This window comes from Pseudoxanthomonas putridarboris (assembly GCF_038321125.1).
GTDB classification, from domain to species: Bacteria; Pseudomonadota; Gammaproteobacteria; order Xanthomonadales; family Xanthomonadaceae; genus Pseudoxanthomonas_A; species Pseudoxanthomonas_A putridarboris.
Genome location: NZ_JBBWWT010000003.1, coordinates 109,438 through 130,214, shown reverse-complemented (window position 1 = coordinate 130,214; position 20,777 = coordinate 109,438). Strand labels below are relative to the sequence as shown.

At 68.8% G+C, this 20,777-nt stretch carries 15 protein-coding genes; 8 read left to right on the top strand and 7 right to left on the bottom strand.

What is annotated here, in order from left to right:
• The first annotated feature begins 67 nt into the window (after nt 1-67).
• From AAD027_RS08075 to AAD027_RS08065, 3 genes are read left to right on the top strand one after another with little or no spacing between them, the layout of a single operon-like run.
• Nucleotides 68-952 (top strand): carbon-nitrogen hydrolase, encoded by an 885-nt coding sequence (locus tag AAD027_RS08075; RefSeq protein ID WP_341725514.1) that lies wholly within the window; start codon nt 68-70, stop codon nt 950-952.
• A 10-nt stretch (nt 953-962) separates the two neighbouring features.
• Nucleotides 963-1,493, top strand: a complete 531-nt coding sequence (locus tag AAD027_RS08070; RefSeq protein ID WP_341725513.1) for a GNAT family N-acetyltransferase — start codon at nt 963-965, stop codon at nt 1,491-1,493.
• Nucleotides 1,494-1,497: 4 nt separating this feature from the next.
• A complete protein-coding gene (locus AAD027_RS08065; protein WP_341725512.1) occupies nt 1,498-2,742 on the top strand; it encodes a TraB/GumN family protein in 1,245 nt (414 codons plus the stop codon).
• 79 nt (nt 2,743-2,821) lie between these two features.
• Here the strand turns inward: AAD027_RS08065 and AAD027_RS08060 are convergent, their stop codons facing one another.
• From AAD027_RS08060 to AAD027_RS08050, 3 genes are read right to left on the bottom strand one after another with little or no spacing between them, the layout of a single operon-like run.
• The gene (locus tag AAD027_RS08060; RefSeq protein WP_341725511.1) at nt 2,822-5,914 is read right to left on the bottom strand and encodes an efflux RND transporter permease subunit; all 3,093 of its coding nucleotides are present in this window, start codon (nt 5,912-5,914) and stop codon (nt 2,822-2,824) included.
• A 4-nt stretch (nt 5,915-5,918) separates the two neighbouring features.
• Nucleotides 5,919-9,395, bottom strand: coding sequence for an efflux RND transporter permease subunit (locus AAD027_RS08055; protein ID WP_341725510.1), 3,477 nt, complete (start codon nt 9,393-9,395; stop codon nt 5,919-5,921).
• Nucleotides 9,395-10,492, bottom strand: coding sequence for an efflux RND transporter periplasmic adaptor subunit (locus AAD027_RS08050; protein ID WP_341725863.1), 1,098 nt, complete (start codon nt 10,490-10,492; stop codon nt 9,395-9,397). The genes AAD027_RS08055 and AAD027_RS08050 overlap by 1 nt, the downstream gene beginning before the upstream one ends.
• 465 nt (nt 10,493-10,957) lie before the next feature.
• On the opposite strand from AAD027_RS08050, the gene AAD027_RS08045 reads away from it, so the two are divergent.
• Both AAD027_RS08045 and AAD027_RS08040 read left to right on the top strand, forming a co-directional pair.
• On the top strand, nt 10,958-11,341 hold the full coding sequence (locus AAD027_RS08045) for a c-type cytochrome (RefSeq protein ID WP_341725862.1): 384 nt from the start codon (nt 10,958-10,960) through the stop codon (nt 11,339-11,341).
• Nucleotides 11,342-11,348: 7 nt separating this feature from the next.
• Nucleotides 11,349-11,804: a c-type cytochrome gene (locus AAD027_RS08040; protein WP_341725509.1), complete on the top strand. Its 456-nt coding sequence runs from the start codon at nt 11,349-11,351 to the stop codon at nt 11,802-11,804.
• Nucleotides 11,805-11,986: 182 nt separating this feature from the next.
• Here the strand turns inward: AAD027_RS08040 and AAD027_RS08035 are convergent, their stop codons facing one another.
• Nucleotides 11,987-13,600: a hypothetical protein gene (locus AAD027_RS08035; protein ID WP_341725508.1), complete on the bottom strand. Its 1,614-nt coding sequence runs from the start codon at nt 13,598-13,600 to the stop codon at nt 11,987-11,989.
• Nucleotides 13,601-13,615: 15 nt separating this feature from the next.
• Nucleotides 13,616-14,212, bottom strand: coding sequence for an NfuA family Fe-S biogenesis protein (locus AAD027_RS08030; RefSeq protein WP_341725507.1), 597 nt, complete (start codon nt 14,210-14,212; stop codon nt 13,616-13,618).
• Between the two features lie 93 nt (nt 14,213-14,305).
• Here AAD027_RS08030 and AAD027_RS08025 point away from each other — a divergent pair, with 93 nt between their 5' ends.
• Both AAD027_RS08025 and AAD027_RS08020 read left to right on the top strand, forming a co-directional pair.
• On the top strand, nt 14,306-14,653 hold the full coding sequence (locus AAD027_RS08025; RefSeq protein WP_341725506.1) for a 4a-hydroxytetrahydrobiopterin dehydratase: 348 nt from the start codon (nt 14,306-14,308) through the stop codon (nt 14,651-14,653).
• Nucleotides 14,653-15,063, top strand: a complete 411-nt coding sequence (locus tag AAD027_RS08020) for an energy transducer TonB (RefSeq protein ID WP_341725505.1) — start codon at nt 14,653-14,655, stop codon at nt 15,061-15,063. Before AAD027_RS08025 ends, AAD027_RS08020 begins: the two co-directional genes overlap by 1 nt.
• Nucleotides 15,064-15,161: 98 nt before the next feature.
• Here AAD027_RS08020 and AAD027_RS08015 read toward each other — a convergent pair whose 3' ends face one another.
• A complete protein-coding gene (locus tag AAD027_RS08015) occupies nt 15,162-16,151 on the bottom strand; it encodes an RluA family pseudouridine synthase (protein WP_425605418.1) in 990 nt (329 codons plus the stop codon).
• Nucleotides 16,152-16,541: 390 nt separating this feature from the next.
• Between AAD027_RS08015 and rne the strand changes: the two genes are divergently transcribed.
• Nucleotides 16,542-19,802 carry a ribonuclease E gene (gene rne / locus AAD027_RS08010; protein ID WP_341725503.1) on the top strand — a complete coding sequence of 1,087 codons (3,261 nt, stop codon included), beginning with the start codon at nt 16,542-16,544 and terminating at the stop codon, nt 19,800-19,802.
• A 173-nt stretch (nt 19,803-19,975) separates the two neighbouring features.
• Here rne and AAD027_RS08005 read toward each other — a convergent pair whose 3' ends face one another.
• Nucleotides 19,976-20,623, bottom strand: coding sequence for a response regulator (locus tag AAD027_RS08005; protein ID WP_341725502.1), 648 nt, complete (start codon nt 20,621-20,623; stop codon nt 19,976-19,978).
• Between the last annotated feature and the right edge of the window lie 154 nt (nt 20,624-20,777).

Here is a 20,777-nt window from a genome sequence, read left to right as displayed (position 1 = left end):
CCTGCCGCCGTGGCCGACGCGGTACCATGCGTTCCCCACGGCGCATGCCCCATCCGACTCACGCACGATGACCCGCACCACCCTGCCCGTTGCCCTGATCCAGGAAAACAACCACGGCGACGCCGACGCCAACCTGTCGGTGATCGAGGACCGCGTGGCCGAGGCGGCCAAGCGCGGCGCGAAGCTGGTGCTGCTGCAGGAACTGCACAACGGCGCCTATTTCTGCCAGCACGAGTCGGTGAACGAATTCGACCTGGCCGAACCGATCCCCGGCCCCAGCACCGAACGCCTGGGCCGACTGGCGAAACGGCATGGCGTGGTGCTGGTGTCGTCCCTGTTCGAACGCCGCGCCGCCGGCCTGTACCACAACACCGCCGTGGTCTTCGAGAAGGACGGCAGCATCGCGGGCAAGTACCGCAAGATGCACATCCCGGACGACCCCGGCTTCTACGAGAAGTTCTACTTCACGCCCGGCGACATCGGCTTCACGCCCATCGACACCTCGGTGGGCCGGCTGGGCGTGCTGGTCTGCTGGGACCAGTGGTATCCGGAAGCGGCGCGCCTGATGGCGTTGACCGGCGCCGACCTGCTGCTCTACCCCACCGCCATCGGCTGGGACCCGGACGACGAACAGGCGGAAAAGAACCGCCAGCGCGACGCGTGGATACTCAGCCACCGCGGCCATGCCGTCGCCAACGGGCTGCCGGTGCTCAGCTGCAACCGCGTCGGGCACGAACCCTCGCCGCTCGGCACCTCCGGCATCCGGTTCTGGGGCAACAGCCATGTGCTGGGGCCGCAGGGCGAGTTCCTGGCCGAAGCCGGCGTCGACGCCGACATCCTGACCGTCGAGGTGGACTTGCAGCGCAGCGAGCACGTCCGCCGCATCTGGCCGTTCCTGCGCGATCGCCGCATCGACGCCTACGGCGACCTGCTCAAGCGCTACATCGACTGAGACGCCCCGCGTGGAACTGACGATACGCGACGTCGCGTCGGCCGACGTGCCGGCCATCACCGCCATTTACGCGGCGGAAGTCCGCGACCACGTCAACACCTACGAATACGACGTGCCGGACGAAGCCGGGATGTCGCGGCGCGTGCGCGGCGTGCTGGACGCGGGCTATCCCTACCTGGCGGCCGAGCATGAAGGGCGACTGGTCGGCTACGCCTACGCCAACAGCTACCGCGCGCGCATCGGCTACCGCTTCACCGTGGAGAACTCGGTGTACGTCGTCGCCGGACAGCAGGGCCACGGCATCGGCGCCGCTTTGCTGGAACGCCTGATCGCCGAATGCGAACGACGCGGCTACCGGCAGATGGTCGCGGTGATCGGCGAACCCAACAACACCGCGTCGATCAGACTGCACGAGAAGTTCGGCTTCCGGCTGGTCGGCGTTTTCCGCGGCATCGCCTGGAAGCACGGCCGCTGGCTGGACACCGTGCAGATGCAACGCACCCTGAGCGCCGGCAACGCCGACGCGCCCCATGACGAATGAGACGATGAACGACACCACTTCCCTTTCGTCGGCCGCCGCCGCGCTGGCCGGCCAGCCGCACCATGTCGTCGAGCGCGATGGCGTGCGCTTCACCCTGCTGGGCACCGCGCACGTCTCGAAGAGCAGCGTGGACGCCGTGCGCGCCGCGATCGCCAGCGGCCAGTTCGACAGCGTGGCGATCGAACTGGATGCCGGCCGCCTGCAATCGCTGACCGACCCGGACGCCCTGGCGCGGATGGACCTGGTCAAGGTGATCCGCGACGGCAAGACGCACCTGTTCGCCGCCAACCTGGCGCTGGCGGCCTACCAGCGCCGGTTGGCGGAGCAGCTCGACGTCGAACCCGGCGCCGAACTGAAGGCCGGCGCGCTGGATGCGCGCGAACGCGGCCTGCCGCTTCACCTGATCGACCGCGAAGTGGGCCTGACCTTCAAGCGCGCGCTGCATTCGCTGGGCTGGTGGGGCCGCAGCAAGGTCGGCGCCGGCATCCTGGCCGGCATGTTCGCCGACGAGGAAGTCGGCGACGCCGAGATCGAGAAGCTCAAGCAGGGCGACATGCTGGAATCCAGCTTCGGCGAGTTCGCCGCCGAAAGCCCCGCGCTGTACCAGAGCATCATCGCCGAGCGCGACCAGTACATGGCGACGCGGTTGCGGCAGGTCGCGGCGGCCAAGCCTTCGTCCGCCGATGGCGGAACCTACGACGTGCTGGCGGTGGTCGGCGCAGGCCACTTGCAGGGCCTGGCCCGCCATCTTCGCGAAGACACCGACGAGCCCACCGAAGTGCTGGCCCGGCTGGAAACCGTTGCGCAGAAAAGCGACATCCCGTGGTTCACGATCCTGCTGGGCGTGTTCCTGGTCGGCGGTTTCGCCTGGGGCTTCTGGCAGGGCGGCGTGGACGTGGGCTCGGACCTGATCCTGCAATGGGTGCTGGCCACCGGCGTGCTGGGCGCCATCGGCTGCGCCATCGCCGGCGGGCATCCGCTGAGCATCCTGGCGGCATTCGTCTCGTCGCCGCTGACGCCGCTGCATCCCGCGCTGGCTTCCGGCACGGTCAGCGCCTTCGTCGAGGCCACCCTGCGCAAGCCCACCTACGCCGACTTCATGGCGCTGCGCGACGACGTGCAGACCGTGCGCGGCTGGTGGAAGAACCGGGTGGCGCGCATCCTGCTGAACTTCTTCCTGACCAGCCTGGGTACCGCGATCGGCGTATGGACGGGCGGACTGCGCATGCTGGGCAAGTTCTTCGGTTGAGTTCCCGCCGTCGGATGCCACAAACAGGAGAAAGCCGGGCATCGCCCGGCTTTCCTTTTTCCCCCTGCCCGCGCACGGATCAGTCCACGTGCAGCGCCGTCATGCTTGCCGACGCCGCGGCGGGCTGCTCGCCCCGGCGCAGCCGGGCCCGCTTGACCAGCCTGGCGGTACCGCTGCGCAGATCGTCGAGGATGGCGTAGATGGTCGGCAGGAACAGCAGGCTGACCACGGTGGAGAACGCCAGGCCGCCTGCGATGGCGCGGGCCATCGGGTAGTACGGCGGCATGCCGTCCGCGGTTTCGGTGTTCAGCGCGATCGGGATCATCGCCAGGATCGCGGTTCCCATCGTCATCATGATCGGCCGCAACCGTTCGCGGCTGCCTTCGACCAGCGCATCGGTACGCGGCAGGCCGCGCCGACGCAGGTTGTTGATGTGCTCGATCATCACGATGCCGTTGTTCACCACCACGCCCATCAGCACCAGGATGCCGATCACCGCCATGATGTTCATCTCCGTGCCGGTCAGCCAGAACAGCCAGTAGACGCCGAAGATCGAGAACAGCACGCAGGACATGATCGCCGCGGGGAACAGCAGCGACTCGAACACCGCCGCCATGATGACCAGCATCAGGACCAGGGCGATGAGAATGGCGTTCTTCATCTGGTCCATGCCGTCGAAGTTGATGTTGAAGCTGCCCCCGGCGAAGGTGTAGCCGTAGCCAGGGGGGAACTGCACGCCGTCGAGCGCGGTCTCGATCGACTTGCGCGCCTCGTCCACCGGCACGTCCTTGGCCAGTCCGGCCTCCACGCGCAGCATGGTCTGCCGGTTCAGGCGCTGGATCGACGTCGCCGCCGGATTGACGTTGACGTCCACCATCGCCAGCAGGGGCACTTCGGTGCCGTTGGGCGCCCGCACCATGAAGGTGGAAAGATCCTCGATGCCGTAGCTCTCGGAGCCTGCGAAGCGCACGTTGACGGGTATCTCCACGTCGTCGCGGTGGAAATCGCGCAACGACGAGCCGCGCAGGGCCATGCCGACGAACTGCGCCACCTGCTGCGCGCTGAAGCCGTATGCCGCCGCCCGCTCGCGGTCCACCTGCACGGACAGTTCCGTGTTCGCATCGCCGGTATCCACTCGCACGTCGCGCAGCTTCGGGTTTCGCGACAACATGGGCACGATGTCGTCGGCCAGTTCCTTCAGCGTCTGGGTCGAATCGCCGACCAGGCTGAAGCGGATGCCCTGCCCGTCGCTGCCCATGCTCCCCGGCCAGCCGATGCCGATCTTGGCGCGGGCGGATTGCGGCAACCCCTTTCGCACCTCCTCCTCGATCTGCTTGCTCTGGTCGCGGTCCTTCACGGTCAGGAACAGGCGGGTCGAGGCCCAGCCCTGCTCGCTGTAGCGGCTGTACACGCGCTCGATGTGGAATTTCTCGCGGTTGGCGTTGGCGAACGCCTCCACCCGGGCCACTTCCTTGCCCATTTCCTCCTTCGAATAGGCGCCGCGCCATTGGTAGAAGATGTTGATCTGGCTGGGGTCGCTGTCGTCGCCGCCGCCCTGGGTATGCGTCATCGGGTAGACGCTGACCAGCGATATGGCCAGGATGCCGGCCACGCTCCAGCCGCGATGCTCCAGGGTCCAGCGGAGCACGCGCGAGTAACGGTCCTGCAGCCGGGTTATCAGCGGCGATTTCACCGCCGGCGGGGTCCGCATGCGTGCCGACAGCATCGGGATCAGGCTGACCGCGACCAGCCACGAGGCCAGCAGCGATACCGAGATCGTCACCGCCAGCTGGGACAGGTAGATGGTGATGATGTTCTTCTCGCCGAACATCATCGGCAGGAACACGACGCAGTGGCACAGGGTACCCGCCGACAGGGCGATGGCGACGTGGCGGGTGCCGATGATCGAGGCCAGCGAGGGCCTGGTCGGGTATTTCTCGCGCTCCTGGTAGATGCTCTCGACCACCACCACCGCGTTGTCCACCAGCATGCCCACCGCCAGCAGCAGGCCCATCATCGAGATGATGTTGAGCGAGATGCCGGCGAAGTACATGAAGCCCAGGGTCATGATGAAGCAAATCGGGATGGCCAGGGTCACCATCAGGGTCGATGGCCAGTGGCGCAGGAACGCGTACAGCACGATCACCGACAGCACCAGGCCGATCGCGCCGGCCTCGGCCAGCGCCAGCAGCGAACTGGTCACCGCCTGCCCCTGGTCGTCGGTGATCTCGATGCCGACTCCGCGCATGGACGGGTCGTTTTCCAGCACCTTGATTTCCGCGCGCACGGCGCGGGAGAGGTCGACCAGATTGGCCGAGCGTTCCTTGTAGATATCCACGGCCACGCTGGGCTTGCCTTCCATCTGCCGCACATAGCCCATGCGCTGCGGTTGCAGGCTGACCTGGGCGATGTCGGACAGGCGCGTGCCGCGGCTGTCCAGGCGCAGGTCGCGCAGCGCCTGCAGTTCCTGCAGTTCGCCCTTGGGCTGGATGCGCAGGCGCCTTCCCGCCTCGGTGATTTGCCCGGCGGACACCGAGAAGTTCGCCGCCTGCAGCTTCTCCACCAGTTCGTTGAGCGCCACGCCGTGCGCGCTCAGGCGATCCTTGTCCAGGGCCACCAGCACTTCCTGCTTGGCCACGCCCTCCACCTCGACGCGCGCCACGCCGGGCAACCGCTCCAGGCGCTGCTTGATGCTGCGTTCGATCAGTTCGGCGCGCGTGGTCAGATCCATGTCGCTGGTCAGGCGCAGGCTCATCGCTTCGCGGTCGGTGGTGCTCCAGCGCTGCACGTAGTAGCGGCGGAAGTCGTCCGGCAACTGGTCGCGGATCGCATCGATGCGTTCGCGCGCCTCGGAGGCGGCCACGGCTATGTCCTTGCCCCAGTCGCTGAATTCCACCTGCATGGAAGCGCCTTCGGCGTTGGCGCGCGCGTTCATCGACTTGATGCCGGACATCGTCGCGATGGCTTCCTCCACCGGGCGCAGGATGTTCCGCTCGACCTCCTCCGGCGTCGATCCCGCGTACGGCAACGAGATGAAGAAGAACGGGATGGTGGCTTCCGGCTCGGCTTCCAGCGGCAGGCGGAAGGACGCGATCAGGCCGATGGCCACCATCGACACGAACAGCATGATCGTGGTGACCGGGCGGCGGATGGACAGTTCGGTGATGTTCATCCGGTCAGTCCTTCACGCCCGCGCCGCCCAGTGCGTCCTGCTCGTGCGCCAGCACCTCGGCCACCTGCACCGCATCGCTGCGCGCACGTCGCCCGCGCTCGGCGTAGAACGCGTCCGGCTTGCGGTCGAGCAGATCATAGACGATCGGGATCACCAGCAGGGTCAGCAGGGTCGACACCAGCAGGCCGCCGATCACGGTGATCGCCATCGGCGAGCGCACCTCGGCACCTTCGCCGAAGGCCAGCGCCAGCGGCAGGAAGCCGAACACCGCGCACAGCGTGGTCATCATGATCGGGCGCAGGCGCGAGCGCGCGCCCTCGACCAGCGCCTGACGCTTGGCCACGCCCTCTTCGCGCAACTGGTTGACCTTGTCGATCAGGATGATCGCGTTCTTCACCACCAGGCCCACCAGCAGGATCAGGCCGATGAACACCACCACCGAAATCGGCGAACGCGACAGCAACAGCGCGCCGACCGCACCGACCAGCGCCAGCGGAATGGTGAACAGGATGACGAAGGGATGCAGCAGCGATTCGAACTGCGAGGCCATCACCAGGTAGACCAGGAATATCGCCAGCCCGAACGCGAACAGCAGCGAACGGATCGACTCGCCCAGTTCCTGGCCCTGGCCGCCGATGCGCATGCCGATATCGGTGCCCAGTGGATTCTCGGCCACCATTTTCTGCACTTCGGCGATCGCCGTGCCCAGGTCGATATCGCGCAGGTTCGCCGACACGATCGCCACGCGGCGCTGGTCGGCGCGGTGGATCTCGCTCGGCCCGGTGGTGGAGACCACGTCCGCGACCGAGGCCAGCTCGACCGGCGCGCTGCCGTTCGGGTTGACGATCAGGCGCCTGATGTCGTCGACCGAGGAACGCTCGGATTCCTGCACGCGCACCAGCACGTCGATCTTGCGGTCGCGGAAGCTGTAACGGGTGGCGACATTGCCGCGCACCTTGTTGACCACCGCATCGGCGATCTGGCGCGTGGTCAGGCCCAGCGCCGCGGCACGGTCCTGGTCGAACACCACCTGGATCTCCGGAAAGCCCTGCTCCACCGTCGACTTCACGTCGGCATAGTGCGGATTGTCGCGCAGCATGCCGGCGAGGCGGGTACCGGCGACGCGGATCGCCTCGAGGTTGTTGCCCTCGATCTCGATTTCCAGCGGCGGCGACAGCGAGAACAGCTCGGGGCGGGCGAAGTCGACCTGCGCGGACGGATAGGCCTTCATCGTCTCGCGCAGCTTCTCGGTCAATGCCGGTTCGCGCGAAGTGTCGTCCATCACCACCGACAGCTTGCCGATGTTCTCGCCGCTTTCGGTCGGGCTGGCGTCCAGGCGCGTGCCGGTGCCGGACACGCCGTACAGCAGGCGCACGCCGTCCTCCTTGGCATGTTTCTGCTGGACGTCGCGGATCAGCGCGTCGGTCTGCGCCAGCGGCGTGCCTGGCGGCAGCTTGGCGGTCATTTCGAAGCGATCCTGCGCCAGCTGCGGAATCAGGTCCACGCCGAGGAACGGCAGCACCGCCAGGGTCAGCGCGAACGCCAGTGCCGCGCCGCCCAGCACCGGCCATGGCCTGGCCAGCGCGGCGGGCAGCATCCGCAGGTAGCCGGCCTCCGCGCGGCCATAGGGCGCCATCGCCATGTCGCTGGCCTTGCGCATCACCGGGCCGATCAACGCCACGATGCCGCGGAAGATCCGCACCATCGTCCAGGCGGCGGCGAAGAAACCGTAGCGGAACATCGCCGCGATGCCGCGACCGGCGAATGCCGCGGGCTTCTGCCAGGTCTTTTCCGGCCGCCACGGCTGGCGCGGCTCTTCCTGCGGAAACTCCAGCGGCGGCCGACCCTTCAATGCGCTCAGCATGGGGATCAGCGTCATGGACACCACCAGCGAGACCGCGATGGCGATGGACACGGTCAGGGCCTGGTCGCGGAACAGCTGGCCCGCGATGCCCTCGACGAACACCAGCGGCAGGAACACCGCGATCGTGGTCAGGGTGGATGCCACCACCGCCATGAACACCTCGCGGGTGCCGCTGATCGCCGCCTCCAGGATTCCGAGCCCGCGCTCGCGGGCCTTCGCGATGGACTCGAGCACCACGATCGAGTCGTCGACCACCAGGCCCGTCGCCAGCGCCAGGCCGCCCAGCGACATCACGTTCAGGCTCAGGCCCAGCTGGCCCATGAAGAAGAAGGTGGTGATGATCGAGATCGGCAGCGACAGCGAGATGACGAACGTGCTCCAGCCGTCGCGCAGGAACAGGAAGATGATCAGGACCGACAGCAGGCCGCCGATCACCGCATCCACCTTGACGTCGCTGATGGCGTGGCGGATGAATACCGACTGGTCCTCGACCACGGTCATCTCGATGTCCGCCGGCATCTGCCCGCGGATCGTCTCCAGCCGCGCCTCCAGCGCGTCGGCGGTGGACACCGTATTGGCGTCGCCTTCCTTGTAGATGGCCAGTTCGACCGCCTCGCGGCCGGCGGTGCGGATCACCGCCTCGCGCTCCTTGTAGCCCTGGCGCACCTCGGCCACGTCCTTCAGGCGCACCGGCGATGTGCCGCCGCTGCTGCCATTGCCGCGCAGCGCCGCCAGCACGTTCGGGTCGCGGCTGCCCAGGATCGCCGTCATCAACTGGCGGTTGTCGCCCGTCGAAGAGGCGGCGCCGCTGCCGCTGGCCGTGGTCAGCAGCATCTCGCGTATCTGCTCGACCGTGGCGAACTGGTTGACGGTGCGCACCAGGTAGCGTTGCGAGCCCTCTTCCAGGCGGCCGCCCGAGAGGTTGACGTTTTCCTGCTGCAGGCGCTGGATCACGTTGTCCAGCGACAGGCCCAACTGGGCCAGCTTGCGCTGGTCGATATCGACCTGGATCTCGTCCTCCAGGCCGCCGCCGACCTTCACCGCGGCCACGCCGCTGACGGGCTCGAGCTTGCGCTTGAGGTCGTCGTCGGCGTAGCGGCGCAGTTCCATCAGCCGCCGGATCGCATCGACCTGGCTGCCGCCTTCCTGCCTGGACGACAGCGCCAGGCGCATGATCGGCTGGGTGGAGGGATTGAAGCGCAACAGCACCGGCGGCTTGGCCTCCAGCGGCAGTTGCAGCGTTTCCATCTTGTCGCGCACGTCCAGGCCGGCCTGTTCCATGTCGGTGCCCCAGACGAACTCGAGCACCACGTCGCTCTGCCCGGTTCGCGAGATCGACTTCAACTTGCGCAATCCCTTGACGATGCCCAGCGCCTCTTCCGCCGGCTGCGAGATCAGCGTCTCCACTTCGGCCGGCGCGGCGCCTTCATAGTCGGTGCGCACCGTCAACGTGGGGTAACTCAGGTCCGGCAGCAGCTCCACCTTGAGGCCGGACAGGGAGATGAGGCCGAACAGCACCAGGGTGAGCGTCATCATCGCGATGGTGACGCGGCGCCGGGTGGCGAACTCGATCAGATCGAATCCGCCGCCGGCGCCCTGCATGTCCTGCGGGCTCATTACTTGGCCGCCTGCGCGACCGGCGCGGCCGCCTTCGATTCGTCAGGCTTGTCGTCGCCCAGCACCTGCACGGCGCTGCCTTCGCGCAAGGCGGCCTTGCCGGCGACGACGACCGCATCGCCTTCCTTCAACCCTTCGCGCACCTCGATCCAGCCGGAATCGTCGTAGCCCAGCTTCAGGCCGGTGCGCAGCGCCTTGCCGTCGCGGATCACGTACACCGCCGGCTCGCCGCCGTCCTCCAGCAGCGCGCTGCGCGGCACCACCAGCGCGTCGGCACGCTGGTCGTAGTTGATGCTCAGGCGCCCGAACATGCCCGGCTGCAGTTCGCCCTCGCCCGAGAACGTGGCGACCACGCGGAAGGTGCCGGTGCCGGTATCGACCACCGGCGACACGCGGTCCACGGTACCGGTGAACCGCTTGCCCGGCAGCGCGTCCGCGCTCAGCCCCACCTCCTGGCCCGGCTTGAGTTTGGCGATCTCGCGTTCCGGCACGTTGAGCGTCGCCTCGAGCCGGCTGCTGTCGACGATGCGGATGATGGGCGAATTGATCTGCACGAAGTTGCCCGGCTTGATGTCGCGCGAAGCGACCAGGCCGGAGATCGGCGCGACCACGGTCGTGTACGACAGCTCCAGCGCGGCCGCCCTGTACTGCGCACGCGCATTGGCCAGGTTGTACTTGATCTCGTCCAGGTCGTTGGCGCTGATCATCTGCTGCGTCACCAGTTGCTGCGCGCGGACGTAGTTGTTCTCCAGCTTGTTCATCTGCGCCTCGGCCTGGAGCACGGCCAGGCGCGCGCGATCGTCGTCCAGCTTCACCAGCGCCTGGCCGGCCTTCACCTGCTGGCCCTCCTCGACCAGCACCGCCAGCGCCACGCCGGAGGTCTTGGCCACCACCTGCGATTCGGCGCGGGGTTCCAGCGTGGCCGTATTGGCGTAATTGGCGGCGATCGGCCGCTTGCTGGCCCTGGCGACCTCGACCGGCACCGCATCGGACTGCTTGGGGGCGTCCCCGTTCTTGGCCTGGGCCTCGGCCGCCGGGCCGCCGCCCTTGCAGGCGGCCAGGGCCAGGAAACCGCACAGGACGGGCACCAGCGCCATGCGCTGGTAGGGACGGCCGGGATGTTGGAGAGGTCGGGACATGGGGGCGGGACCGTGGTGGTGTTGTTTAGGTGTTGTATGAAGGTATATCACCCCTGAACGACTTCCATGCGCCGAAGGTCATGGTGACGAGCGTCGGACAGGCGGGACCGATGGCTTGGATGCGGCACGGTGTCGGACGGTTGCATTCCCTTCGCGGCGGGCGTCGGGCGAAGACACAGCGCATGACGGCGCCTGCGCTTCGCGCAGATGCGCTCGCGCGACGCGGACGCGGCATGAAACGCCCCCGCCAGAGGCAGGAAGAGAACGCCAGGCGCCACTGCCGCAAGCTTGCGCCCTGCCGCGCCGGGCGGATCGCCGTCCGGCGGATGGCGGCCTTCGTGAGTGGCACGCTATACTTGCTGAAGCCAAGCGCCGCGGTGGTACGTGGCGCGCGCAACTATGAGAGTCCCGGATTACGACATGATGCGACCGCTGCCGCTCGCCGCTTGCCTTGCCTTGGCCGCCCTACCGCTGGCCGCCCTGACCGCCCAACAGGAAACCCCGGCCGCCGCGCCCGCCCCGACCGAAACCGTCGCGGCCCCGGCCAAGCCGCCGGTGGGCAACGCCGACACCGGCCGCACGCTGACCTACACCTGCCAGGGCTGCCACGGCATCGTCGGCTACAAGAACGCCTACCCCAGCTTCCACGTGCCGCGCATCGGCGGGCAGTCGGCCGATTACCTGGCCAACGCACTGACCGAATACCGCAACGGCAACCGCAAGCACCCCACGATGCAGGCCCAGTCGCAGAGCTTCTCCGACCAGGACATCGCCGACATCGCCGCTTTCCTTTCCACCGTCAAGTAATCCCACCATGCCCAACGCCAAGCACGCCCAGCGTCTAGCCATCGCCCTGTTCGCTGCCCTCGCCCTGGTGGCATGTTCCAAGGTGGAGACCCCCGAGGCCGCGGCCGAGAGCCCCGGCCACGCCAGCGGTGAACACGGTTCCAGTTCGTCCGCCGGCCTGCCCAAGGGCCACATCGCCAAGGGCGAGGAACTGGCCAAGGCCAAGGGCAAGGCCACCGGCCAGAGCTGCGTGGACTGCCATGGCGCCGAAGGCAATGCGCCGATCGACGACGCCTACCCGAAACTGGGCGGCCAGTACGCCGACTACCTGGCGCACGCGCTGCAGGCCTACCGTGCCGGCGATCGCCAGCACGCGCTGATGACCCCGCAGGCCGCCAGCCTGAGCGACCAGGACATCTCCGACCTGTCCGCCTACTTCGGCTCGCGCCCCTTGCAGTTGCGCGACCTGCACGGCGTGCATTGATACGCCGCGACACGGATCGCAAGGAATGAAGAAACGGAGCCGCGAGGCTCCGTTTCTTTTCGTACGCCCGGGCAGACGAAACCGCTCCGCGTAGGGTGCGCCCTGGCGCACCCTTGCCACCCACACCGCCATGCCATCGTCCGCCCGAGTGGTGCGCCAGGGCGCACCCTACCGGGGCAAGATCAGCTGTCCGTTGGGATGGGATTGCGCTTGACCGGGATTTCCGGGGGCGGACGCGCCACGGGCGGATCCGCGAACAGGCTGCCCAACCCGCACCCGCCGCCCAGTTGCAGCACGGAAATCCTGCACTTGAGCTTCAGATTGGTGCCCGGGATCGAGATCTCCATCTCGCGCACGTTGCGCCGCACCCATTCGGCCAGCAACGACTCGCTGGGCACCCAATACTTGTCGAAGCTGGTCGGCTCGTAGTCGTACGGCGGGCGCTGCAGCCAGGTGCCCGCCTGCTCCAGCCGCTCGCGGGTCCAGACGTCGTTCTCGCCACCGGGCGCGCCACGATCGGCGATCGAATCGCCGGCGCCATCCGGCACGCGCAGGCTGCCGTCCGCGTTGTACAGGCCCGGCGCGTCGCCGCCATCGGCGCCGCTGTCGCCCGCGACGTTGCGGTTCGAAGCGCCCCAGTCGTCCCCGCGCTGCGGCGTCGCCCAGCCGCCCGGCGCGGCGGCAGGACCAGAGGCGGTGGCGCCGGGTTGGGTTCCGCGCGCGGCGGCCGGCGTGCCGGCGGCGGGAGAAGGCGAGCGCGATGGCGTGCTGGCCGTCGCACCGGGGCTCGTCGGCGCCGGTGCGGGGGAAGGCGCAGCCGGTCGCGGCGCCGGCGCGCGTACTTCGGCCTGGCGGACCGTGGCTTCGGGCGCGCTGAGCGTGTCCGGTACGATTTCACGGCGCGGCACCTGCACCTCGCGCACCTGCGGCGCCGGCGAAAGCACTTCGCGCTCGCGGATCTGCGCCTCGCGCGTGGCGATCTGCGGTATGTCCACCGCACGCTGCGGCAGTTCGCGGCGCACCGGCGGCGCCTGCACCGGCATGGGAACCTCGCGGGTGGGCACGCCGGCCTCTCGCATTTCGGGAGCCACCACGTCCGGCATCCTCGGCGTCGGCGAAGGCAGCACGAAGGCGCGGGTGGGTTCCAGCACTTCGGTGACCTGCAGCGGTTGCGAGGCGATGGTCGGTTCCGGCACGTCGCGAGGCGCCAGCTCGGGCACCTCGGCCGTGAGCGTGGGCGCGGCGATAGCGGGTTGTGGCGCGGAAGGCACCGGCGTCGCGCCACCGGCGTCCTGCCGCGGGGCGGTCTGCGCAGTCTCCGGCGAGGGCTCGGCCGCCGGCGGACCGCCGCCGGTTTCCTCGGGCGTGCCATCGCCGACCATTTCCAGCCGGACACGGCTGCTGTCGCCCGCGTCCGGCGCGGGAGGCGGCAACTGCACCAGCGCCACCCACAGCAGGAACAGGAAGAACAGCACGTGCACGAAGGCGCTGGTGAATCCCGCGAACCAGCGCAGCCCGCGCTCCTCCCGCAGCGGCGGCTCCCAGCCCTGGTAGAACAGCGAGCGCCAGGCCTGGTAGCGGTTCAACACCGGCGCCACCGGGTCCGGCGGGCGTATCGGCCGCTGCGCCAGCAGCAGGACCAGCGCATCGGCCTTATCGCGCGTGATCGTGCCCAACCGCGCCGGCAACGCACGCATCCACAGGCCCCAGCCGTAGGGCAGGCCGGTATGGCGTTCCAGCATGGGCGCCGCCTTGCGCGGCAGCAGCGCGGCGATGAGGTCGGCGGCTTTCGTCACCGGCGCCCGGGGCCTTCAGGCCGCGTTGTCGCGGGGGATATAGGGCGCGTCACCGGTGTCGTGGTCGGTGACGTCGCGCACCGCGGTGACGCCAGGCACGCGCGCCATCAGCGTCTTCTCGATGCCCTGCTTCAGGGTGACATCGGCCATGCCGCACCCGTGGCAGCCGCCGCCGAAGCGCAGCCAGACCACGCCTTCGCCGCTGACTTCTTCCACCGCCACCCGGCCCTTGTGCTGGGCCAGCTGCGGGTTGACCTCGTTGTCCACCACCCAGCGCACGCGCTCCACCAGCGAAGCGGATTCGGCCGGCGCTTCGCCTTTGATGCGCGGCGCCTTGATGGTCAGCTGGGCGCTGGCGCCCTTCATCACGTAATCGATGTCGGCGCCGTCCAGCCAGTGCACGCTGCCGGCATCGACGTACAGGGTGAAGCCGTCGCAATCCACGGCCCATTCGTCGCCGGCCAGATCGCGCGGCTCGGCGAATTCCAGCCGCGCATCGGCCTGCGCGGTGCCGGCATGGACGGCGCTCAGGCGCACGCCCAGGCCCGGCAGGGCTTCGCGTTCGATGAGCTTGCGGAAATGCGCCTGCGCGCTGTCGGAAATCTGGATCATGCGGGTATTCTAGCCCCCTGCCCGCAAGGCGCTCACCCCCCTCAGCCCGTTGTCGGCCGGCGTTCAGCCAGCCCGCACGCCGGAGAATCCGCCATGTCCGACCTGATCCCGCTCGCCCAGGCCCATTGCGTGCCGTTGCGCGGCAGCGAGCACCGCCTGCCGCCCGCCCGCATCGCCGAACTGCTGCCGCAGGTGCCCGGCTGGGAACTGGTGGAGGAAGGCCATGCGCTCGTGCGCACGTTCCCCTTCGCCAACTACTACGAAACCATGGCCTTCGTGAACGCGCTGGCGTTCATGGCGCATGCCGAGGACCACCACCCCGACCTGGGCGTGCACTACAACCGCGCCGTCGTGCGCTACTCCACCCACGACGTCGGCGGCCTGAGCGAGAACGACTTCATCTGTGCGGCCAAGGCCAGCGCATTGCTGGGAGAAGCCTGATGCGCACGCTCGACATCCGTTTCCTCGCCCTGCCCCTCGCCATCGCGTTGCTGGCCGGCTGCGGCGGCAGCGAGCCGCCCGCCGCGCCAGCCGTACCGCCGACCGAACTGGCCGCGATCGACACGCCACCGCCCGCCTATCCGCGCGAAGCCGAGTGCGACAGCGACGGCGGCACCGTCGTGCTGCGCGTGACCATCCACCAGGATGGCGTGCCCTCCAACGTGGCGCAGGCGCAGAGCAGCGGCCACCCGGCCCTCGACCAGGCCGCGCTGGAAGCGGTGCGCACCTGGAAATTCCGGGCCGCCACCCGCAACGGACAACCGGTCAGCCATACGATCACCGTGCCGGTGACCTTCCCGCCCGTGCAGGAGAAGCCGGTGCGCTGCTTCGCGCAGGGCGCGCCGCGCTGACTCGGCACATGCTTGCCCGCGCCACCCTGCAAAATGTCCATCGCGCAGCATCATCGACAGTCAACCGTTGATCCTGCGCTGCCGGCGCGGCGGACCCGTTACCCCAGCCTGTCCAGCACGTCCGCGAGTTCCTCGGCCAGCGGCGCATTGAGCAGGTAAGGCGTCTTGCCGCCGTCCAGCGAGAATTGCAACGACGCCGCGTGCAGGAACAACCGCTTCAGGCCGACCTGCTCGCGCAGGCGCTTGTTGGCGGCTTCGTCGCCATACTTGTCGTCGCCCGCCACCGGGTGGCCGATGTGCTGAGCATGCACGCGGATCTGGTGGGTGCGGCCGGTCTCGATGCGCACTTCGCAATAGGAATGCCCGCCGCGGCGTTCCAGCACGCGGAAATGGCTCAGCGATGCCTTGCCGTTGGCGTTGACCTGCACGTGGCGCTCGCCGCCCTGGCGCAGGCCCACGTGCAGCGGCGCGTCCACGCTCATCACGCCGTCGGGCATGCGGCCGACCAGCAGGGTCAGGTAGCGCTTCTCGATGCCGCGCGCGCCATTCTCACTGTCCTCGCGCAGCAGGGCCTGCAATTCGGACAGCGCCGAGCGCTTCTTGGCCATGACCAGCAGGCCGGAGGTGTCACGGTCCAGCCGGTGGACCAGTTCCAGCGTCTGGTTGGGGCGCAACGCTCGCATGGTCTCGATGGCGCCGTGGCTGATCCCGCTGCCGCCGTGGCTGGCCACGCCGGACGGCTTGTTGATGACCAGCAGGCGGGTGTCCTCGAACACGATGGCCGCTTCCATCCGCTTCAGGAACCCGGCCGGCGGCGCCACCTTGTCTCCCGCCTCGGCGAGACTGACCGGCGGGATACGCACCTCGTCCCCGCTCTCCAGCTTGCGCTCGGCCTTGGCCCGGCCGCCGTTCACCCGCACTTGGCCGCTGCGCACCAGCTTGTAGACCAAGCTGCGTGGGGCGCCCTTCAACTGGCCCAGCAGGAAGTTGTCCAGCCGCTGGCCGCCCCGGTCCTCCGGCACCTTGACGGTACGGACGGCGCTCTTGGCGGCCGGCGCCGGCTTGTCGGACGGGGGGCTGGGGTTCATACCATTCATTCTGTTACACTCGGCGGGCGAGATAAGGGTTTGATTTCGCAGGGAGTGTTGCATGGGCCAGAAGCCCGGCTCCCCGCGATTCCGGCAAGTGCGCGGCCACCGCCCCAGGGGCGGCCATGTTAGCGGCTCATCGGCAGGCCCGGATACCGCCAGGTGCGTGACGGCACCTGTGGCTGAACATGTCCCGCGCGGCGCGCCCCTTCCGGGGAGTCGCCGCCGGCCCGCAACACACATTAGTAAAAAGCGCTCCCGCGGCCTGCCGTGGTGTCGTAGCGCTGGAAACCCGACCTGCCCCGCTGCGCCTGCGCAAGGGGCGGAGCACCGTTCCAGAGGCGAAACGCCATGGCGTTCCGCGCGGTAGCAGCGCGCGAGGAACGCACAATGAAACGCATGTTGATCAACGCCACGCAGGCCGAAGAACTGCGCGTGGCCATCGTCGACGGTCAGACCCTGTACGACATCGATATCGAACAACCGTCGAAGGAACAGAAGAAGTCCAACATCTACAAGGGCCGCATCACCCGGCTCGAGCCCTCCCTGGAAGCCGCCTTCGTCGATTACGGCGCCGACCGCCACGGCTTCCTGCCGCTGAAGGAAATCTCCCGCGACTACTTCCAGGCCGGCGTCGACCACAACAAGGCCGGCATCCGCGAACTGCTGAAGGAAGGCCAGGAAGTCGTCGTCCAGGTGGACAAGGACGAACGCGGCAACAAGGGCGCCGCCCTGACCACGTTCATCTCGCTGGCCGGCCGCTACATGGTGCTGATGCCCAACTCGCCCACCGCCGGCGGCGTGTCGCGCCGCATCGAGGGCGACGACCGCGCCGAGCTGAAGAAGGCGATGGACGCGCTGGCCATCCCCGACGACATGGGCGTGATCATCCGCACCGCCGGCGTCGGCCGCGATGCCGAAGAGCTGCAGTGGGACCTGGATTACCTGCTCAGCGTGTGGAAGGCCATCGCCGAGGCCGCGCTGACCAAGCCGGCGCCGTTCCTGATCTACCAGGAAAGCCGCCTGATCGTGCGCGCCCTGCGCGACTACCTGCGCAGCGACGTGGGCGAGATCCTGGTCGACACCGACGAACTGTACGAGACCGCCCGCGAGTTCATGCAGCAGGTGATGCCGCACAACCTGCGCAAGCTGAAGGCGTACAAGGACGACATCCCGCTGTTCAACCGCTTCCAGATCGAATCGCAGATCGAGGGCGCCTACGAACGCAACGTCCGCCTGCCCTCCGGCGGCTCCATCGTGGTCGACCAGACCGAGGCGCTGACCGCCATCGACGTCAACTCGGCGCGCGCCACCAAGGGCGGCGACATCGAGGAAACCGCGTTCCACACCAACCTGGAAGCGGCCGAGGAAGTCGCCCGCCAGCTGCGCCTGCGCGACCTGGGCGGCCTGGTGGTGATCGACTTCATCGACATGTCCAGCAACAAGCACCAGCGCGAAGTCGAGAACAAGCTGCAGAACGCGCTGAAGTACGACCGCGCGCGCGTGCAGATCGGCCGCATCTCGCGCTTCGGCCTGCTGGAAATGAGCCGCCAGCGCCTGCGTCCGTCGCTGGGCGAATCCAGCCAGATCGTCTGCCCGCGCTGCGAAGGCCACGGCCGCATGCGCAGCGTGGAATCGCTGTCGCTGTCGATCATCCGCGTGGCCGAAGAGCACGCGATGAAGGACAACACCGGGCAGGTGCTGATCCAGGCGCCGCTGGAAATCGCCAACTACCTGCTCAACGAGAAGCGCAGCGCGCTGCGCGAGATCGAACAGCGCCACGACGCGCCGATCATCATCGTCGCCGACGAGTCGCTGGATACTCCGCACTACGAGGTCACCCGCATCCGCGAGAACGAACTCGGCGAGGAATCCAGCAAGCCCAGCTACCAGCGCGGCACCCCGCGCAAGCTGCCGGTGCATGCGTTGACCAAGGCGCAGCTCAACATCCCGGTCGCGCCGGCCGTCACCCACGTCAAGCACGCCCAGCCCGCCCCGGTCCGCGAGGAACGCGAAGCTCCCGTGGCCGCGGCGCCCGCCCCTGCCCCGATCGCCGCGCCCGTCGCGGTGGCCGCGCCCGTCAACGGCGGCGTGATCGGCTGGTTCAAGCGCCTGCTGGGCGGCAGCGAAGCCGCCGCGCCTGCACCGCAGTCGCGCCCGCAGCAGGACAACCGCCAGCGCAACGACCGCAATCCGCAGCGCCGCGAGAATCGCGACGCCCGCGGCCAGCAGAACCAGGGCCGTGGCGGCCAGCAGCCGTCGCGCCGCGACGAACGCAAGCCGCAGGGTGGACAGCCGCAGGGCCAATCGCAGAAGACGCGCGGCGAGCAGCCGCAGAAGGCGCAGCAGGGCCAGAAGCAGCAGAACCCGCAGCAGCCGCCCAAGGCCCCGAAGCCGCAGCAGCAGAACGCCACGGCCGCCCAGCAGAATGCGCCGCGCAATCCTGCGCAGCGCCAGGCCGATGCGCCGAAGCCGGCCAAGCCCGAAACCGCCACCGCGGACGCCGTGGAGCAGGTCGCTCCCGCAGTGGCCGCGGTGGTCGCCGCGGAAGCTGTCCGTCCCGCGCCCATCGCGTCCGACGTGACCACGCAGGACACCGCGCCAACCGACGCCGCCATCGTGACCGAAGGCGCCGAGCCGCCGGCCGCATCCGGCGAAACCGGTGACGCGGGCGAAGGTGGACGCCGCCGCCGCGGTCGCCGTGGTGGCCGCCGCCGCCGCCGTGGCAATGGCGAAGCCGCCGCCGCCGGCGACGAGCTGTCGATGGACGAACTGGGCGGCGATGACGACGCCTCCCCGGTCGCCAGCAGTTCGCAGCCGGAGTTCGACTTCGACGATGACGCCGTCGCACCGGCCGCGAAACCCGCCCCGCGCGAACGTGCGCCGGCCACACCGGTCGCGGCCGCTGCCATCGCGGCACCCGCGCAGATCGCGGCGGAACCGGCCATCGCGCCCGCCCTGACACCTGCTGCCGCGCCGCCGGTCCGTGAAGTCACCGCTGCCGCGCCTGTCCCGGTCGAAACCGTTGCGCCCATCAGCCACCAGGCCAAGGCCGAAGTCGCGGCCACGGTGGAAGCCGAAGCGGCCATCGGTGCCGCCGTGGTCGAGCAGGCCAAGGTGGAGATCGCGGCGGAACCCGCGCCGGTCGCGCAGGCCGCTGCCGCCATTGCGCCAACCTCGCCGCCCGCAGTGCTGGAAGCCGTCAAGGCGGACATCGCGAAGACGGCCGAAGAAGCTGCCCCGGTCGCCCGGCACGATGCCGTGGTCGAAGAAACACCGGCTACCGTCGTCGCCACGCCGGTCCGGGCACCCGCCCCGATCCAGGCGACCGAGGTGCGTCCTGCCGAAACGAAGCCGGAAGCACCGGTCGTGGCGGAAGCTGCCATCCCGACCCCGGTGGACGCTCCGCTGGCACCGCCGCCGGTTGTTGCCGCCGCCAAGCCTGCCGCACCGGTCACGCCGCTTGGCAGCACGGGCTCGCTGTTCTTCGTGGCCGATGCCGATACGCCGCCTTCCGTCACCCGCAGCCTGTTCGAGCCCGTGCCGACACCCCAGCCGGTCGAAAAACCGGCGGCGTCGCCGTCCGTCGCCCATAACGACGACGCGCCGACCGGGTCCGACGGCGAAGGCAACGACGAGCGCAGCGCCTGATCGCGCCGCACACCGCAAGACAACGACACTGGCCGCTCATGCGGCCAGTGTCGTTATGAGGGTTGCCATGTGGGAGCGACGCGAGTCGCGACAGCCCATTCGTGCTTCGGAAATCGAGGGTGGATGAGAAGCGGCCTATCCGCCCGCCGGCCGCCCTGCATGGCATCCACGCATCACAGCGCGCGTGCCGGATCCACCAGCCCCCACTGCGCAGCCAGCCGTGCCAGCGCGATGTTGTCCTGCACGCCGGTCTTCTCGAACAGGCGCGTCTTGTGCGTGTTGACGGTCTTGGCGCTCAGGCTCAGGCGCTTGGCGATTTCCTCCTGCCGCAAACCTTGCGTCAACAGCATCGCCACCTCCAGTTCGCGCGGCGACAGCGCATCGAACGGCGAGGCATCGCCGCCCACCGTATGCAGCGCCAGGTTCTGCGCCACGTTGGTGCCCAGGTAACGCTTGCCGCGCGCCACGTCGCGCACGGCCCGGATCAGTTCCGTCGCATCGCCGCCCTTGCCGATGTAGCCGGACGCGCCCGCTTCCAGCAGGCGCTTGGGCAGCGGGCCGTCCTCCAGCACCGACACGATGATCACGCGCGCGCCGGAATCGCCGCGCACGATGCGTTCGGTGACCTCCAGCCCGCTGTAGCCCGGCAGGTGCAGGTCGCACAGCACCACATCGGGTTTCAGCTGCCGCACTTGCGGCAACGCCGCCTCGCCGGTTTCCGCTTCGCCCACGACATCGATATCGGTTTCGGTGCCCAGGATCAGGCGCATGCCGGTTCGCACCAGCGCGTGGTCGTCAATCAGGAAGACACGGATCGGCATTCGGCAAAGCTTCCGGACCAAGGGGACGAAATCCGAGACTAGTCCTGTGGACCCGGGCGCCGCAACTCACATTTTAGCGGCTTCGTGGGCCGGCATGCCGGTCACTCCGCGTTGGGCGATGCGGCATACTCCGGACTTTCACCCTCAGGGTTCC

Bases quoted from the DNA above. Each gene is read 5' to 3' on its own strand.
- AAD027_RS08050 (WP_341725863.1), bottom strand. From the start codon at position 10,492: ATGGCGCTGGTGCCCGTCCTGTGCGGTTTCCTGGCCCTGGCCGCCTGC.
- AAD027_RS08040 (WP_341725509.1), top strand. From the start codon at position 11,349: ATGCCCAACGCCAAGCACGCCCAGCGTCTAGCCATCGCCCTGTTCGCT.
- AAD027_RS08075 (WP_341725514.1), top strand. From the start codon at position 68: ATGACCCGCACCACCCTGCCCGTTGCCCTGATCCAGGAAAACAACCAC.
- AAD027_RS08005 (WP_341725502.1), bottom strand. From the start codon at position 20,623: ATGCCGATCCGTGTCTTCCTGATTGACGACCACGCGCTGGTGCGAACC.
- AAD027_RS08030 (WP_341725507.1), bottom strand. From the start codon at position 14,212: ATGATCCAGATTTCCGACAGCGCGCAGGCGCATTTCCGCAAGCTCATC.
- AAD027_RS08060 (WP_341725511.1), bottom strand. From the start codon at position 5,914: ATGAACATCACCGAACTGTCCATCCGCCGCCCGGTCACCACGATCATG.
- AAD027_RS08055 (WP_341725510.1), bottom strand. From the start codon at position 9,395: ATGAGCCCGCAGGACATGCAGGGCGCCGGCGGCGGATTCGATCTGATC.
- AAD027_RS08045 (WP_341725862.1), top strand. From the start codon at position 10,958: ATGCGACCGCTGCCGCTCGCCGCTTGCCTTGCCTTGGCCGCCCTACCG.
- rne (WP_341725503.1), top strand. From the start codon at position 16,542: ATGAAACGCATGTTGATCAACGCCACGCAGGCCGAAGAACTGCGCGTG.
- AAD027_RS08025 (WP_341725506.1), top strand. From the start codon at position 14,306: ATGTCCGACCTGATCCCGCTCGCCCAGGCCCATTGCGTGCCGTTGCGC.
- AAD027_RS08065 (WP_341725512.1), top strand. From the start codon at position 1,498: ATGAACGACACCACTTCCCTTTCGTCGGCCGCCGCCGCGCTGGCCGGC.
- AAD027_RS08015 (WP_425605418.1), bottom strand. From the start codon at position 16,151: ATGAACCCCAGCCCCCCGTCCGACAAGCCGGCGCCGGCCGCCAAGAGC.
- AAD027_RS08020 (WP_341725505.1), top strand. From the start codon at position 14,653: ATGCGCACGCTCGACATCCGTTTCCTCGCCCTGCCCCTCGCCATCGCG.